The organism is Fictibacillus sp. 7GRE50 (genome assembly GCF_015903875.1).
Lineage (GTDB): Bacteria > Bacillota > Bacilli > Bacillales > Fictibacillaceae > Fictibacillus > Fictibacillus phosphorivorans.
Genome location: NZ_JACZDW010000001.1, coordinates 1,276,742 through 1,291,146, shown reverse-complemented (window position 1 = coordinate 1,291,146; position 14,405 = coordinate 1,276,742). Strand labels below are relative to the sequence as shown.

The window sequence follows — 14,405 nt, the reverse complement described above, 5'->3', positions numbered from 1 at the left end:
ATATAAGTAAACTCTTTGAGTGCGTTTTCAATTGTGATTTCAGTATAGTTCGAGGGATTGAGCTTTTCATTGTGTTGAAACTAGAAAATGAAAAAAAGCATTTGTGATAATTCACAAACGCTCTTGTTTAAATAACCGATTCATCTTGAAATCAAGATAGATCATAATCTTTTGATGAGGGCTCTTCATATCAATATTCGTAAGCTCGCTGATTCGTTTTAAGCGATACAGTAATGTGTTCATATGGATATGAAGCACTTCTGATGCTTTATTCAGGTTCTCATCTAACGTTAGATACGTTTCTAATGTGTGATAAAGCTCAGTCTTGTGCTGCGCATCATATTCTTGTAGAGTCCTGATCATTTCATTGTGGTAGCTCTGTCTTTGTTGTTTTTCATAAATGGCATCTAAAAATTGGTAGATGCCTAATTCGTGATAACCGTTTAAGGTTAACGTTTCTCCGCCGAGCTTTTCCTGAACAGCTAATACACTTGAAGCTTCTTTATAGCTTTTTTCCACGTTTGAAAAAGAGGATACTAGACTGCCATAAGCTGCTTTTATATCAGATACTGAAAAACGTTCTTTCATATGTGTAAAAAAGGACTCTACAAAGGACTTGGCGAGCTCTAAAGGCGGTTCTTTGCCAACAGGTGAGGCGAGAAGGAGCATTTGATTCGCGTCAGCCGCAGATAGGAGAACATTAATTTTCTGGTTGACCGCCGCGAGATACAGGATATCTTTTTCGATCGCTGGTGTGATCTCATCTTCAAGCTGCAGAATAAAAACGGCTGCAGGGAGAACCGGCAATATGTTGAGTTCGTGCAGCTTTTCTAAAATATGCTCTTCATGCGGGAGGTTGCCCGTGAGCATCTTCCAAAATAGCTCTTGTCGGTTTTCTTCTTTCTTTTTTGTACCGATTTGCATCTGAAGAAGCTGACTTTTGGCTGAAGCTGCAGCAAGCTTTAACAATTGCATATCATCTGATGTTAATTGTTTTTCCACTTCAAGGACCCAAATATATCCGAGAACTTCGTTGTTCTTTCGAATTGATACTGCTACTCGATCACCAAGCCCGACGTTTTGTATCGTGCCGACACGAACAGGGTCATCGCTCTCTTGTAATCTAGGAATCACGCCGTCTTTCCATAGACTGTTCACTACTTTTTCAGGCACACGCCGTCCGATGATGGTCGCGATACGTGCAGGATCTGTCCCGTCTTCATGTGTACTGTAAGCAAGGAGTCGATGATTCTGATCTTCTATCGTTACAGGGCACGACAAAACGTCGCTGATCTTGTCTGCTAAATTTTCAAGACTGCCGAAAGTTCCTTTAAAAGGATCAGATTGATAGTTCTTCATTACTTTTGTCTCCCGCCGTTAGTTTCTCTCTGCTTACATTCTACCGAAAAAGGGAATTGGATTACAGGAGAAAAGAGATAGATTGTAGAATTGGTAATACAGGAATGGAATGTAAATGAATGGGAGGCCTTTCTAATGAAGTTTAGTGAATTTACATATGAACGTCCTGATGTTAAAAGTCTGAAAACAGAATTTGAAGAAGCGGTAAAGGTTTTTAAAGAAGCGAGATCAGCGGATGAGCAGAACGAGGCGATGAAAAAGGTCGTAGCTCTTCGCAACAGTTTTGAATCAAAAGCTAGACTGGCCAAGATCCGCCACACGATTAATACGGAAGATGTTTTTTATAAAGAAGAGCAAGCGTTCATGGATGAAAATCTGCCAGTCTATCAAGGGATGGTTACGGCGTTTCATGAAGCGCTCGTTCAGTCTCCTTTTAAAGATGAGCTCGAGCGTAAATGGGGCAGTCAGCTGTTCCGCTTGGCTGAATTAAAAGTGAAGACGTACTCTGAAGATGTACTAGAGGACCTCAAGCAAGAAAACAAATTGAGCTCAGAATATGTGAAAGTGATGGCATCTGCAAAGATTGAGTTTGACGGAAAAGAATTGAACCTTGCTCAACTCTCTCCTTACGTTCAATCTGCAGATCGCGAAACGAGAAAAGCGGCGAGCATTGCCGCGAACGCTTTCTTGAGTTCGAACCAAGAAAAGTTTGATTCGATCTATGATGAGCTCGTAAAGCTACGAACTGGAATCGCGAAAAAGTTAGGGTACTCGACCTTCACAGAGTTGGCGTATGATCGTATGGGAAGAACGGATTACAACGCGGCAGATGTAAAAGTGTTTCGTGAGCAAGTAAAAGATATCATCGTTCCGCTTTGTACAAAGTTAAAGAAACGTCAGCAAAAGCGTATCGGACTCCATGAGTTTAAGTTTTACGATGAGCCGTTCAGCTTTACGACAGGCAATCCTAAGCCTCAAGGAGATGCAGAGTGGATTGTGAATCAATCGAAGCAGGTTTTTAGTGGTTTATCGCAAGAAACAGGAGCGTTCTTCAATTATATGGCAGAAGATGAGCTCATGGATCTTGAAAGTAAGAGCGGTAAAGCGCCAGGTGGGTACTGCACGTATCTGCAGGACTATACGGCGCCGTTCATTTTTACAAATTTTAACGGATCAGATAACGACGTTCGCGTGCTGTTGCATGAGATCGGACATGCCTTCCAAATGTACACGAGCAGAGTGTTTGAAGTTCCTGAATATCAGTTCCCAACACTTGAAGCTTGTGAGATTCATTCGATGAGTATGGAGTTCTTAACGTACCCTTGGATGGATAAGCTGTTCGGTAAGGACACAGAAAAATATTTATACTCTCACTTAACAGGTGCGGTAGAGTTCATCCCGTACGGAGTTGCAGTTGATGAGTTTCAGCACTTTGTATATGACAATCCAGATGCATCAGCATCTGAACGCCGTTCGAAGTGGAGAGACCTTGAGAAAACCTATTTACCACACCGTGACTATGATGGGCTTGAGTACTTAGAAAACGGTGGTTTTTGGCATAGACAAGGCCACATTTTCCGCTCGCCTTTCTATTATATTGATTACACGCTCGCGCAAATCTGTGCTCTTCAGTTCTGGAAACGTGCTGGCGAGAATTCTGAGCGTGCTTGGGAAGACTATTTCGCACTTTGTCAAAAGGGAGGAAGTCTGCCTTTTACAAAGTTAGTTGAAGAAGCTGGCTTGATCTCTCCTTTTGAAAAAGGATGTGTAGCGTCTGTGGTCGGTGAAGTTGAGAAGTTTATTGCTACAGTCGATGAGGAGCAGTTTGCGAGAGCTTAATTGAATTAAGGTGGTAGGATGAGGAGAACCGGCCGTGTGCCGGTTTTTTCTTTTGTGTGGGCGATGGGATGGGGGTATAACTGCCGCAGAAAATGTCGACAAATGACATCTCGTGGATAAATCGGCGAAACTTTTGGATTCAAGTACGAAACTCGTGGATTCAACGCAAAAACTTGTGGATTGAAGCGCCAAACTTCTGGATTGAACTTCATCCATATCCGGAAATACCCCAGGGTGTATTCCTGCTAAGTTTCTCATTTTTTGAAGAATTATTGACACTTGGATGGGGAATGCTGTTTTCAGCTGCCTATATGTTTGTGAATAGGGTCTTGAGTGGTAAAATAATAAGGAATCTTAGAAAATTTAAAGACTTTTAGTGGAAAAGGAGTAATACAAAATGGCTGAAACCAAACAGCGTAACTATACACCGCTAATTATCGGGCTATCTATTGCGATTAACGTACTTGTGGCCGTGTTGTTCTTCCTGCCAGAGTATGAGGGAGAAATTGCTTTTGATGTAACGTTGCTGCCGCGATTGAACGCGATCTTTAACAGCTTCACATTCGTATTTTTGCTCGCTGCTCTTTATTTTGTTAAACAAAAAAACATCACGCTGCATAAGCGATTTATCTTGGCGGCATTTACGAGTACAACATTCTTCTTGTTGTCGTATGTAACGTACCACTATCTTACAGAATCTACGTCCTATGGCGGAGAAGGTCCGCTTAAGTACGTTTATTTCTTTATTTTGATCACTCACATCTTGCTTGCGATCGTTATCGTACCTCTAGCGTTAATCACTGTTACGAGAGGCTTTAACATGCAAGTAGAGAAACACCGTAAAATCGCTCGTTGGACGATGCCACTATGGCTGTATGTTAGTTTGACAGGTGTTATTGTGTATTTGATGATCGCGCCTTATTATTCATAAAAAAAACAGAGGACTTTTGCTGAAGACGTGGAACAGCAAAAGTCTTTTCTGTAGCGAGAGGAAATGAGAGATGAGCTGGTTTTGGATCATACCTGTCGTTCTCTGCGGATTCGGAATCGCTGTTATTGTTTATGGAATCCGTTATCAAAAAGAAGAAATTGAGCATAAAAAGCAGTATGACGCGAATTACAAAGGTGGCCGAGTCTCGGAAACGTTTTTCGGTGCTATTGTAGAATTTATCTTTGTAACGGTTATTGATAAGCTGGTCGGCTTTTTTCCGAAATGGTTCATCAAATTCTTCATCTTCATTATCGGAGCGGGTTTCTTAAGTCTTGGTGTCTATTTTTTTCAAGACATGCCTCGAAGGTTTTAATAAGCGATCCCCACACGTGACTGTAAAAAGTCACTCTTTTTTAAAAGAGAGAACGCAAAATGAGCGGTGTCTCCAGTACTGATCCGAGAGCCGTCGATAGGTAGAACGTCTTTCTCCGTTCTGTACGTGCCGGTAGGTTCCCCGTCTGGCAAATAAGTAGGACAAACAATCGTCCAGTTCAATCCGCTTTCTTGCAGTTGAGTATACGCCTTATGTTGATCTTCAGCTGCTCTTGTTAATTTGCGCTTAGATTCAGATGATTGGTAACGAAGCAGATGAGGTTCTGCCCTGCTTTGTAAGATGCCTGCTGTACCAATCGTAATGATACGCGAGATGCCTTCCTTTTTCATTGCTTCAATGATATTAGGCATACCCTCGGAAAGGACGTTAGCTCCGTCTGTTGAAAGAGCGCTGAAAACGACATCACAGTTGACCATCGCTTCAGCCACGGATTCTTTACTTAGAACGTCTCCTTTTGTAAAAGAAAGCTGACTCAAAATAGAGTGCGTAAACTTTTCGGGGTTACGCAAAAGTGCGGAAACGCTGATTTCATCCTGAAGCGCCATTTTAGTAAAATATTGTCCGACTCTTCCTGTCGAACCTAGTACGCATAGTCTCATAACATACCTCCTGATCGTTCTTTTCTTATCATATCATTTAATGTTAACCATAAAAAAAACCCTTACCGAAAGCTCGGCAAGGGAATTTTTTTATTGAAGGGTGATAACATCCGTGTATCGACTGTCGAGCTTATCGTCTCTTTCAGCGAATGCGACAACACGATATTTACCAGGTGCTACAGCTTGTCCGGAGATTTTTCCGTCCCATTGAAAATCGTTATACTGTTTCGGAACATCTTCGTAGCTGCCGATCAGACCGATTTCTTTCGTCAGGTTGCTATCGTATAAGAAAAGATTAACTTTGTCGGCTTCAGCAGGAAAGTAAGCTGAAAACGTGAATGCATTATTTCCTAGTTCTGTAGCGCTGATGCTAGTGATCGAAGGGAAGTCAGGCTCTTGTACAAAGAGAATCGTCGGCACTACAACTTCGTTTCTTCCGTCTTTGATGGTAATCGTTCCTTCGTGATAGCCAGGTGCCATCTTAGCAGCATCCACTTGTACTTTAAATTTAACATCCTTCGAGCTTTTACCATTAATTTTCACTTTTTTGTTTGTTGTTACTTTTACACCTTCAAGATCTACATCAAATTTGTATTCTTTTGATTTACGGCTTAAGTTCTTGATTGTAAAACGTTCTCCTCGTACTTCCTTGCCTTTCTTTTTGGAGAAGACACCAAACGAATGGCTGCCAGGAGATACGAGTGTATCTGTTTCAATCGCTTCAACAACACGGATGCTTCCAGCTCCTTGCGTATTATGCGGGTAAAGCTTTCCTGTAGCATCGAAAAGATCTTCCGCTGTATTCATAAGAGCTGCTTTAATATCTTCAACATCCCAGTTAGGGTGTGCTTCTAATAAAAGAGCTGCAGCACCTGCAACATGTGGAGATGCCATGCTTGTCCCTTGCTTCGCACCGTAGCCATGCGGATTTGCAGGGTCATGAGTCGGTACAGTACTTACGATGTTGACGCCAGGTGCTGAAACATCTGGTTTGATCATCCACGTATCCATTACAGGACCCCGAGAAGAGAAGTCAGCCATCAATTCACCGACTTGTTTATCAAACTTGGTGCCAAGTGTTACTGTTGTGTTTGGATTTGCACTTAACAAGCTCTTAAGTTGAACACCCTCAGCGTTCGTAAGCTTGATTGTTGGAACTGCCATTCCAGGCACATCCACGATCTCACCCGCAACGTTGTTATAGATGACCATCCCGATGGCGCCAGCGTTCTTTGCATTCGTTGCTTTATCTACAAACGCATACGTGCCTCGTTCTGCTAATACGAGCTTTCCTGCTACGTCTTTCCCTGCAAAATCAGCTGTTCCTGCTAAGCCAACATCAACGATTGGCAACGTTTTTCCGTTAAGTGCTAGAACAGATTCCTCAGACGGAAAGCCCATTACTTTTGCGGAAGAAAAACTAGCATTTCCTGCTTTTAAAGTAGCAGCATACACGTTATACGGAAGCTGTGTAGCTCCGACAGAAATGGCTTCTCTTGAAGTACCGGGAGAGCCGACCGTCCAGTTGTTTGGTCCGCTGTTACCGTTAGACGTTACGGCCACAACACCGTCAGACATCGCTTGATCAAGCGCGATACTCGTTGCCCAGTCCGGGTTGTTTAACGAATTTCCAAGAGATAGATTCATAACATCAGCGCCGTCTTCTACTGCTTTTTCAATTCCGGCAATTACATTTTCAGTCGAACCGCTGCCTCCAGGGCCTAATACGCGGTACGCTAATAATGTTGCATCAGGTGCTACACCTTTAATGCCGCCATCTGCCGCAACTGTACCCGCCACGTGCGTGCCGTGCGTAGTTTCAGCTCCTCTTGGATCGCCTTTAGGCGTCTCTTGTGGATCGTTGTCATTATCAACAAAGTCATATCCTTTGTAGTTACCGAATGCTTGATCGAGATCAGGATGTGTATAATCAACGCCTGTATCAATAACAGCAACCGTCACACCATCTCCTGTGTAACCCGATTCCCATGCTTGGTTAGCACCAATAAAAGGCGCTGAATTCATCATCTGAGGCGTAACATCATCGAATGAATGGTCACCCATGTCATCCCCTGTTGTGTGGTATTCAACATCAGGATAAACCGCTTTTACACCAGGCGTTGATAAAAGGTTCGGAATTTCATTTGCTGCAATCTCTAGTGAAAATCCAGAGAAAACATGATCGTACTCTTCTTTAACTTTATATGATTTGGAGCGTGTGGAGATTTCTTTTACCACAGCTTCACGTTTTGATTTTAGATTTGCTTTCGTTTGTTTTTTGCCTTTCTTTTTTGCCTCTAGTACAGAAGGTTCTTTTAATTCAACCATTACTTTTGTAACATGAGAAGAGTTTAAATTGTACTTCCCGTAAAGCGGTGCTAGGTCTGGCTGTGAATCATTTGTAGATGGAGCAGCAGATACACCAGAAAAAGCAGAAAAAACAAACGTACATGCTAATGTGAAACTAGATGTCTTGCGTAAAATACTTTTCATTCAAGCGTACACCCCTTATTTTTAATATCACGGTAATATTCTACTGCTGTGTTTAAATCCCTTGAGCACATGGTAAAAACAGATAATAGGTCCTTATATTGGAAGTTGAGGCGTTGGTCTTTTGTCCTTAAAACGTCATGAGCAAAACGTAACGCTAATTCTATAGACCCATGATAAGATGGGAATATTGTTTTTTGAGAGAAGACTGTACTATAAACATTTGTTGCTTATGACTTACTAAAAGAACATCCATGACAAGTTGATTGTAGTGCAAGGTGGGAGACTCCTGGGGGATCAGCGGGACAGGTGAGACAACTAAGGGCGCAAAGCGTCGAGGTGGCTCACCGCACGCCCCCCGGAAAGCGAGCACCTGAAACGGAGGTCAACTACTTTCAAGAGCAACCATGTATAAGGAAACAGGATTAGAAAGAAGGTGAACGAATGGCTAAAGAGGAAGGCTATGGAACGATTCAGGAGAACCGGATCATTCCATTATGGAGTCTAACAGTATGGCTTGTTGTCATGAACACGACGATGTTTAATGTAGCGTTACCGAGTGTGATCTCGGAATTTGATCTGAGTCCTACTGCGGGATCATGGATTGTTTCAGGCTATTCGATCGTGTTTGCCTTATCGACGATCACATTCAGTAGATTGTCAGATTTTATACCGATTGGAAGATTGTTATTTACAGGTGTCATCATCTTAGGAATCGCCTCCATCATCGGATATTTTTCAAATAGTTTTGAGTTTGTATTGATTAGCCGTATGGTTCAAGCAATGGGAGCCGGTGCGGTTCCAGGGCTAGGCATGGTGCTTGCCACAAGATACATTCCGATTTCAAGAAGAGGTCGTGCTATGTCGTTGATCTCATCTGCTGCATCTCTTGGCTTCGGGTTAGGACCTGTTATCGGAGGCGGTATTACACAATTGTTAGGGTGGAATTTCCTTTTTATCGTAACAGGCCTTGTGTTACTGTTGCTGCCAGTATTTAAGATCTATCTGCCTGTTGAACAAAAACGGGAGGGATCGTTCGACTTTGTTGGCGCACTGTTAACAGGTGGTGGAGTAACCTCATTATTACTCTATCTTTCTTCGTTTTCTTGGTACTTGTGGGGCTTGAGTGTACTATTCTTTGGCACACTCGTGTTTTATTCAAAGAAAAAGGAAGATCCGTTTATTCGTGTGAGTTTGTTTAAGAACACGCTGTATGTGTCGCTCTTAATCATCGGACTGATTGCGTTCATGACCCATTTTGCGCTGTTGTTCGTGATGCCGGTCATGTTGTCGAATCTATTCGGAAAAGAACCAGCAACGATTGGGTTTGTTATTTTTCCAGGTGCCATGCTTTCCGCGTTAGCAGCTATTTACGTGGGACGGTGGATCGATCGATTTGGAAACCTGCCTGTCATGCGAACGGGGCTTGTGGCACTGTTGGTGTCCGTCGTACTGTTTTCACTTTTTGCAACAAAAGCATTCTATCTAACAGCGATCTTTTACATGTTTACGAGCATCGGATTTTCTAGCTTAACGTCAAGTTTGGCTAATGAAAACTCTAGAATATTAAGCGAGGATGAAGTAGGTTCTGGAATGGGCATGCTTCAGCTTGTGCAATTTTTCGGTGGCGCACTCGGTGTAGCCGTTGCAGGACTCTTAATTGAGGGCCAGCAAGGAATGGCGTTAGATGCTATCTATCGAAATGTGTTTATTGTGTATACGATTCTCGTCATTATCGCGATTGTTATTTATCGAGTGAAAATAAAAAGAAATGTGAGCCTGGAACTTGAATAAGTTCTAGACTCACATTTTTTTATTTCAGCATCTTAAAGTCATAGGAATAGATAGACTTGCCTTTGATTGATTTGAGGATGTCGTTTAAACCGTTGATATTCATATTCTCTATCTTCTTTCCCTCGGTTAAGGAATAGTGTTCGATGTAGTATTTTTCTTTAAGCTTTTCATCATATCTTACGACGTAAAGGAAATCGTCTTTATAGAAAAGTTCCTCGTTATGCCTCACTCCGTCGTTTCGAACGTTGTTCATAGAGAATTTTTTGCTTACTTTCTCCGTTTTTGTGTCAAATGCAAATACCTCACCAAGGCCGTTTGCGTAGTAAAAGACGTTGTTATATAAGTGAGCGGAGTTTTTTATGTTGAATGGGTAGTGCGCTGTGATATTTTTTTCATTTCTATAAGAAGAAAGGATGAACTCATCTTGTGTCTGCGTCTTTTTATTGATCCGATACAGCACAATATCTGAATCGATTGTTTCTGTGACTTCTCCTAGCGTTTTCTGTCCCACAAAATAGTAAAACAAATCATCGCTTAGGATTGGAGACATGCTGCTAAAATCAGTTTCTTTGGAATGGTTAACTTTTAGAATATCTTGAGTATTCATCTCGTCCTTTGCCAACTTCACTTTTCTGATATGAAACTCTTCCTTTTGATTATCTTGAGTTAATACAACAATTTCACCTTGATCTAATCCTGAAGCGGCAATGTAATGGGGGATGTTTTCTTTATGAAAGCCTTCCTTGTTACCATAAAGAATATTCGAATCATACCCGCCGTTAGCACCTACACCTGTATTGAAAACAGTAAAGTACAATTTTTCTTTCTCCAAGTATCCTGTTCTTTCACCCGTATACTGGGATTTATCCATACCAAACTCTTTATATGTGTCTCCCACTAGACGGATTTTATTTTTATCGACTAACAAAACTTCATTTTGATTTGCAGCTACACTGCCGAGTTCTAAGCCTTTCATCTTAAATGCATTCGCTTCACCTTTGTCATTAATAAAGACGGCAAGGCTAACTCCTTTTCCATCCATGTCTTGATCCGCTGTTGTTGAAAAATAGAGTACTGCTTTCTTATCCGTTAAAAAATTTTCTTGCTTGATCGCTTCATTCTCAATAGAAAGCGAAGCGCTGAGATTCTGACTCCAGTACGTTTTATATAAAAATCCACCGATTATAGTAATCAATAATGAAAAGAAGATTATTTTTTTCACTGTAATCACCTTCTTATAAAAACAAGGCAATAAGTTCGTAAATCTACGTCCTTATTGCCTTATTATTTTTTATATATTCCGGACGAGCTGTGTGCCAGGCGCATCCCGGACATCTCGAGGATATACTCCTAACCCGCCATCTACGTCTAAATCTAAGTTTCCATTTAACTTAAAGGCCGACCATACCAGTTTGGAACAGTTCTTATCACCAATATGTGAAGTCGAACGGTTGGTCACGAAGTTATAAGAATATGCGTCAATGCCTACACGGCTAAATGCCCAGTTTGCAGCATTATTACGGTTCGTCGAGCTTGTTGTAACAGATTTTACTTGTGCATCACCTTGATCCACTTTTCGTAAAGTGGTTGAGATCGTCCTCACACCTGTTTCAGGGACAGATTCAACAATGACGTCGCTCGAATAATACATGCCCACGTGTCCATGGTTCATGTAGGCCGTTTGAGATGCGGTGTAATAGAAGTTTCCTTTTGAACTAGGTCCAACAGAAACGGTTCCACCGCTGCTGCCCATTGTGCCAACCTTACCGCTTTGTTGCTTTTCTTCCTTGCTCTTTGTTTGATCATGTTTCAATTCTTCGTAGATCTTTTTTAGAAGTGCATCCTCTGTTTTGCCTGTGTTCTTTGCGATAGCCTGAACACTAGAAAGCAACTCAGCTGATGTTAAATCTGGCTGCATACTTAGGATTTCATCTTTATACGAAGTCTGATTTTGAGCAAAAGCACTTGGTACCGAAAAAGCTGTGAGACAGAATGCTAAAACACTAGTAACTAGATGTTTTTTCATATCCAAACCTCCTGCCGTAATACGGGACCCCTTTGTCGACATGTTCAATTTACCATTTATATACAGGTACGTAAATACGAAAACGAATAAACAGTAGGGTGGACTTATGAGGGAAATAAAGAATACACCTAAAGGACTGCGCGTGCTGCACATAAAAAGAAGAGAAACAGGTCAAAAGGTGTTGCAAAGTACTAGTAAGATTGGATGCATTTCATGTTTTTATAAATTACCGAGATGTTGAAACGAGGAATGTGGATGGCCTTAAATGGAGTATTCTCTTAAGAGCTGTGGAGTAAATGAGTGAGGGAAATAAATTGTATGGGGTCAGACCCCTCTAAACTTTCTATGAAACAGCCGATACTTACTATGAATTGCCTAAACTAGCGAAACTTTAACAATGTAACACAATTTCGAAGAAAGATGAGGGACGAATTCGTGGAAAGAAACAAAGAACTGATTGATTCATTATTGAAGCTTCAGGAGCTATTAGACACAGTACCAGATACAGTAGAGGCCATACCCCCTTTCACACAATACATCCGCTCTTTTTTACGTATTAAACCAACAGGCAGAACGTTACCGACTATCGAGATTATGACGATGATCAAAAAACGAAAGCCTAACTTGTATCAACTTTTGAAACGGCATTCTAACGATGACATGCTATCGATGTTAACAAACCTAGATATGGATTATGAACTCGCACAATTAAAGATCGAACGCATTCTTCAAGGAGAGGTCATCGCTTAATAAGCGGTGTCTTTTTTATTTTGGTTGTTCTTCGTTATAATGGGTGAAAGGAGTGAGGGAATTTGCAAAGTGTTGGATTTATCGGAACAGGTGTAATGGGAAAAAGCATGGCCGGTCACTTGATGAATGCAGGTTATCCAGTCCATGTTTATACGAGAACGAAAGCAAAAGCAGAAGATCTTCTTGAAAAAGGAGCTAAGTGGGCAGACACACCAAAAGAAATTGCCCAAACCTGTGATGTGATCATCACGATGGTCGGATATCCGAAAGATGTGGAAGAAGTTTACTTAGGTGCAGAAGGGTTAGTCGCTCACGCCAAAGAAGGATCTTATTTAATCGATATGACGACTTCTAGTCCACAGCTGGCACAAAAAATTGAACGCACGGCTGCTGAACGAAATATTGCAACGCTTGATGCACCCGTTTCTGGCGGTGATATCGGTGCGAGAGATGCTAAACTATCCATCATGGTAGGCGGTTCAGAATCTGCATTCCATGATATGGAACCGATTTTCTCTAAAATGGGTACGAACGTTGTTTATCAAGGAAAAGCTGGATCTGGTCAGCATACGAAAATGTGTAATCAGATTGCGATCGCATCAGGTATGATGGGTGTTTGCGAAGCGATTCTTTACGCCGAAAAAGCAGGATTAGACCCAGATAACGTGCTGAAAAGTATTGAATCTGGTGCTGCAGGAAGCTGGAACCTTAGCAATCTTGGACCAAGAATCTTAAAAGGAGATTTTGCTCCTGGTTTTTATGTGAAACATTTTATAAAAGATATGAACATCGCATTGAAATCAGCTGAAGAGATGGGATTATTGACACCAGGATTACAACTCGCAAAGAAGCTATATGACGAGCTTGCTGAGATGGGTGAAGAAGATAGCGGGACACATGCACTTTATAAACGTTTAGCGAACCAAGGGTAAGTCTACCTTGGTTTCTTTTTTTTCTCTTTACAAAACGTAATAATTACGATTTAATAAATGGAACTGACTAAAATTAAGGAGTTATTACTATATGAAAAAAATGATTATTGTTGGTGGGGGTATACAAGGTTGTACGCTAGCCATTCATCTATTAAAAATGAAAAAACTCGATAATCATGAACTGTTGATTATAGATAAAAATAACAAGCCACTTAATAATTGGAGAGAATGTACGGATCTAATTTCGATGCCGTTCTTACGATCACCTTGATGTGAATCCTTTTTCACTCGAAAAGTTTTCTAAGAAAGAGGGCTATCATAAGGTTAGTCATTTTTATGGTTATTATGACCGCCCATCTCTAGAGATGTTTAACGAGCATTGCGGAACATTAATTCGTGATCTAGATATAGAGAGTTGCTGGAAACAGGCTTCTGTAACTGGCATCGAAAAAAAGCAAGGCTATTGGACGGTTCAGACAGAAGAAGGTGAAGTTATGGAAGCGGAGAACCTTGTTCTAGCTATGGGATTAAGAGAACATCCTTTTTGGCCGAAATGGGCAGAACATGCGAGTTTAAGCGGTGCTCAGATTCACCATATCTTTCAAAAAGAAATGCCAGATCTTGATTCGTGCTCTGCTCCAGTTTCGATAATTGGAGGAGGAATATCTGCTGCACACCTTGCCCTTTCTTTGGCAGAAAAATATGAGGGGAAGGTTTCGTTAATTCATAGAAAAGACTTAGAAGTTCATACCTTCGATTCTGATCCTGGGTGGCAAGGGCCGATGTTCATGGATAAGTTTAATCAAATAAAAGACTATTCTATGAGAAGAAAGAGCATTGTAAAAGCAAGACATAAAGGTTCTGTCACAAAAGAACTTTATTTAGGGTTAAAATCCGCGGAGAAAAACGGTAAAATAAAGCTGTTAAAAGAAGAGGTGCAATCGTATTGTACGAGTTGCAATGAGCTAATCTTCCAATCCGGAGAAAGGTATGAAGCGAAAACCGTCCTTCTCGCTACGGGGTTTCATTCAACACCTCCAGGAATTCACTGGCTAAAAAATGTAATACAACACGAAAACTTAAAGTGTGCTAAATGTGGTTATCCAATTGTAAGCCCTGAAACGCTAGAGTGGGATCAGGGGCTGTTTGTTATGGGCCCTTTAGCAGAGCTTGAGATTGGTCCAGTATCGAGGAATATTGCAGGTGCTAGAAGAGCCACAGAAAGAATAGTAAGAGCTATATGAGTTTCTATCATAAAAAATAGCTCATTTCATAGATTAGAAAAAGAGGT

13 protein-coding genes are annotated in these 14,405 nt (G+C 41.3%); 8 read left to right on the top strand and 5 right to left on the bottom strand.

What is annotated here, in order from left to right; all coding sequences use genetic code 11:
* Positions 1-111: 111 nt before the first annotated feature.
* Complete coding sequence (locus IHV12_RS06300; protein ID WP_197132981.1) at positions 112-1,359, bottom strand: PucR family transcriptional regulator; 1,248 nt, start codon at positions 1,357-1,359, stop codon at positions 112-114.
* A gap of 135 nt (positions 1,360-1,494) precedes the next feature.
* Between IHV12_RS06300 and IHV12_RS06295 the strand changes: the two genes are divergently transcribed.
* From IHV12_RS06295 to IHV12_RS06285, 3 genes are all read left to right on the top strand, one after another.
* Entirely contained in the window at positions 1,495-3,198 is a 1,704-nt protein-coding gene (locus tag IHV12_RS06295) for a M3 family oligoendopeptidase (protein ID WP_197190236.1), read from the top strand.
* A gap of 397 nt (positions 3,199-3,595) precedes the next feature.
* Positions 3,596-4,129 (top strand): DUF420 domain-containing protein, encoded by a 534-nt coding sequence (locus tag IHV12_RS06290; RefSeq protein WP_066399222.1) that lies wholly within the window; start codon positions 3,596-3,598, stop codon positions 4,127-4,129.
* A gap of 70 nt (positions 4,130-4,199) precedes the next feature.
* Complete coding sequence (locus IHV12_RS06285; protein ID WP_197190235.1) at positions 4,200-4,502, top strand: hypothetical protein; 303 nt, start codon at positions 4,200-4,202, stop codon at positions 4,500-4,502.
* On the opposite strand, the gene IHV12_RS06280 is transcribed toward IHV12_RS06285, so the two are convergent.
* Both IHV12_RS06280 and IHV12_RS06275 read right to left on the bottom strand, forming a co-directional pair.
* On the bottom strand, positions 4,499-5,122 hold the full coding sequence (locus IHV12_RS06280) for an NAD(P)-dependent oxidoreductase (protein ID WP_197190234.1): 624 nt from the start codon (positions 5,120-5,122) through the stop codon (positions 4,499-4,501). The genes IHV12_RS06285 and IHV12_RS06280 overlap by 4 nt on opposite strands.
* 90 nt (positions 5,123-5,212) lie before the next feature.
* Positions 5,213-7,615, bottom strand: coding sequence for a S8 family peptidase (locus tag IHV12_RS06275; protein WP_197190233.1), 2,403 nt, complete (start codon positions 7,613-7,615; stop codon positions 5,213-5,215).
* A gap of 441 nt (positions 7,616-8,056) precedes the next feature.
* Here IHV12_RS06275 and IHV12_RS06270 point away from each other — a divergent pair, with 441 nt between their 5' ends.
* On the top strand, positions 8,057-9,406 hold the full coding sequence (locus IHV12_RS06270) for an MFS transporter (RefSeq protein ID WP_197190232.1): 1,350 nt from the start codon (positions 8,057-8,059) through the stop codon (positions 9,404-9,406).
* Positions 9,407-9,425: 19 nt separating this feature from the next.
* Here IHV12_RS06270 and IHV12_RS06265 read toward each other — a convergent pair whose 3' ends face one another.
* Complete coding sequence (locus tag IHV12_RS06265) at positions 9,426-10,628, bottom strand: hypothetical protein (protein ID WP_197190231.1); 1,203 nt, start codon at positions 10,626-10,628, stop codon at positions 9,426-9,428.
* A 69-nt stretch (positions 10,629-10,697) separates the two neighbouring features.
* Positions 10,698-11,432, bottom strand: a complete 735-nt coding sequence (locus IHV12_RS06260) for a hypothetical protein (protein ID WP_197190230.1) — start codon at positions 11,430-11,432, stop codon at positions 10,698-10,700.
* Between the two features lie 435 nt (positions 11,433-11,867).
* On the opposite strand from IHV12_RS06260, the gene IHV12_RS06255 reads away from it, so the two are divergent.
* The 4 genes from IHV12_RS06255 to IHV12_RS06240 all read left to right on the top strand — a co-directional run bounded on the left by IHV12_RS06255 (position 11,868) and on the right by IHV12_RS06240 (position 14,358).
* Positions 11,868-12,182, top strand: coding sequence for a hypothetical protein (locus IHV12_RS06255; RefSeq protein WP_197190229.1), 315 nt, complete (start codon positions 11,868-11,870; stop codon positions 12,180-12,182).
* 62 nt (positions 12,183-12,244) lie between these two features.
* Positions 12,245-13,114 (top strand): NAD(P)-dependent oxidoreductase, encoded by an 870-nt coding sequence (locus IHV12_RS06250; protein WP_255552553.1) that lies wholly within the window; start codon positions 12,245-12,247, stop codon positions 13,112-13,114.
* 91 nt (positions 13,115-13,205) lie between these two features.
* Entirely contained in the window at positions 13,206-13,385 is a 180-nt protein-coding gene (locus IHV12_RS06245) for an NAD(P)-binding protein (protein ID WP_197190228.1), read from the top strand.
* Between the two features lies 1 nt (position 13,386).
* The gene (locus IHV12_RS06240; protein ID WP_197190227.1) at positions 13,387-14,358 is read left to right on the top strand and encodes an FAD-dependent oxidoreductase; all 972 of its coding nucleotides are present in this window, start codon (positions 13,387-13,389) and stop codon (positions 14,356-14,358) included.
* The last annotated feature ends 47 nt before the right edge of the window (positions 14,359-14,405 follow it).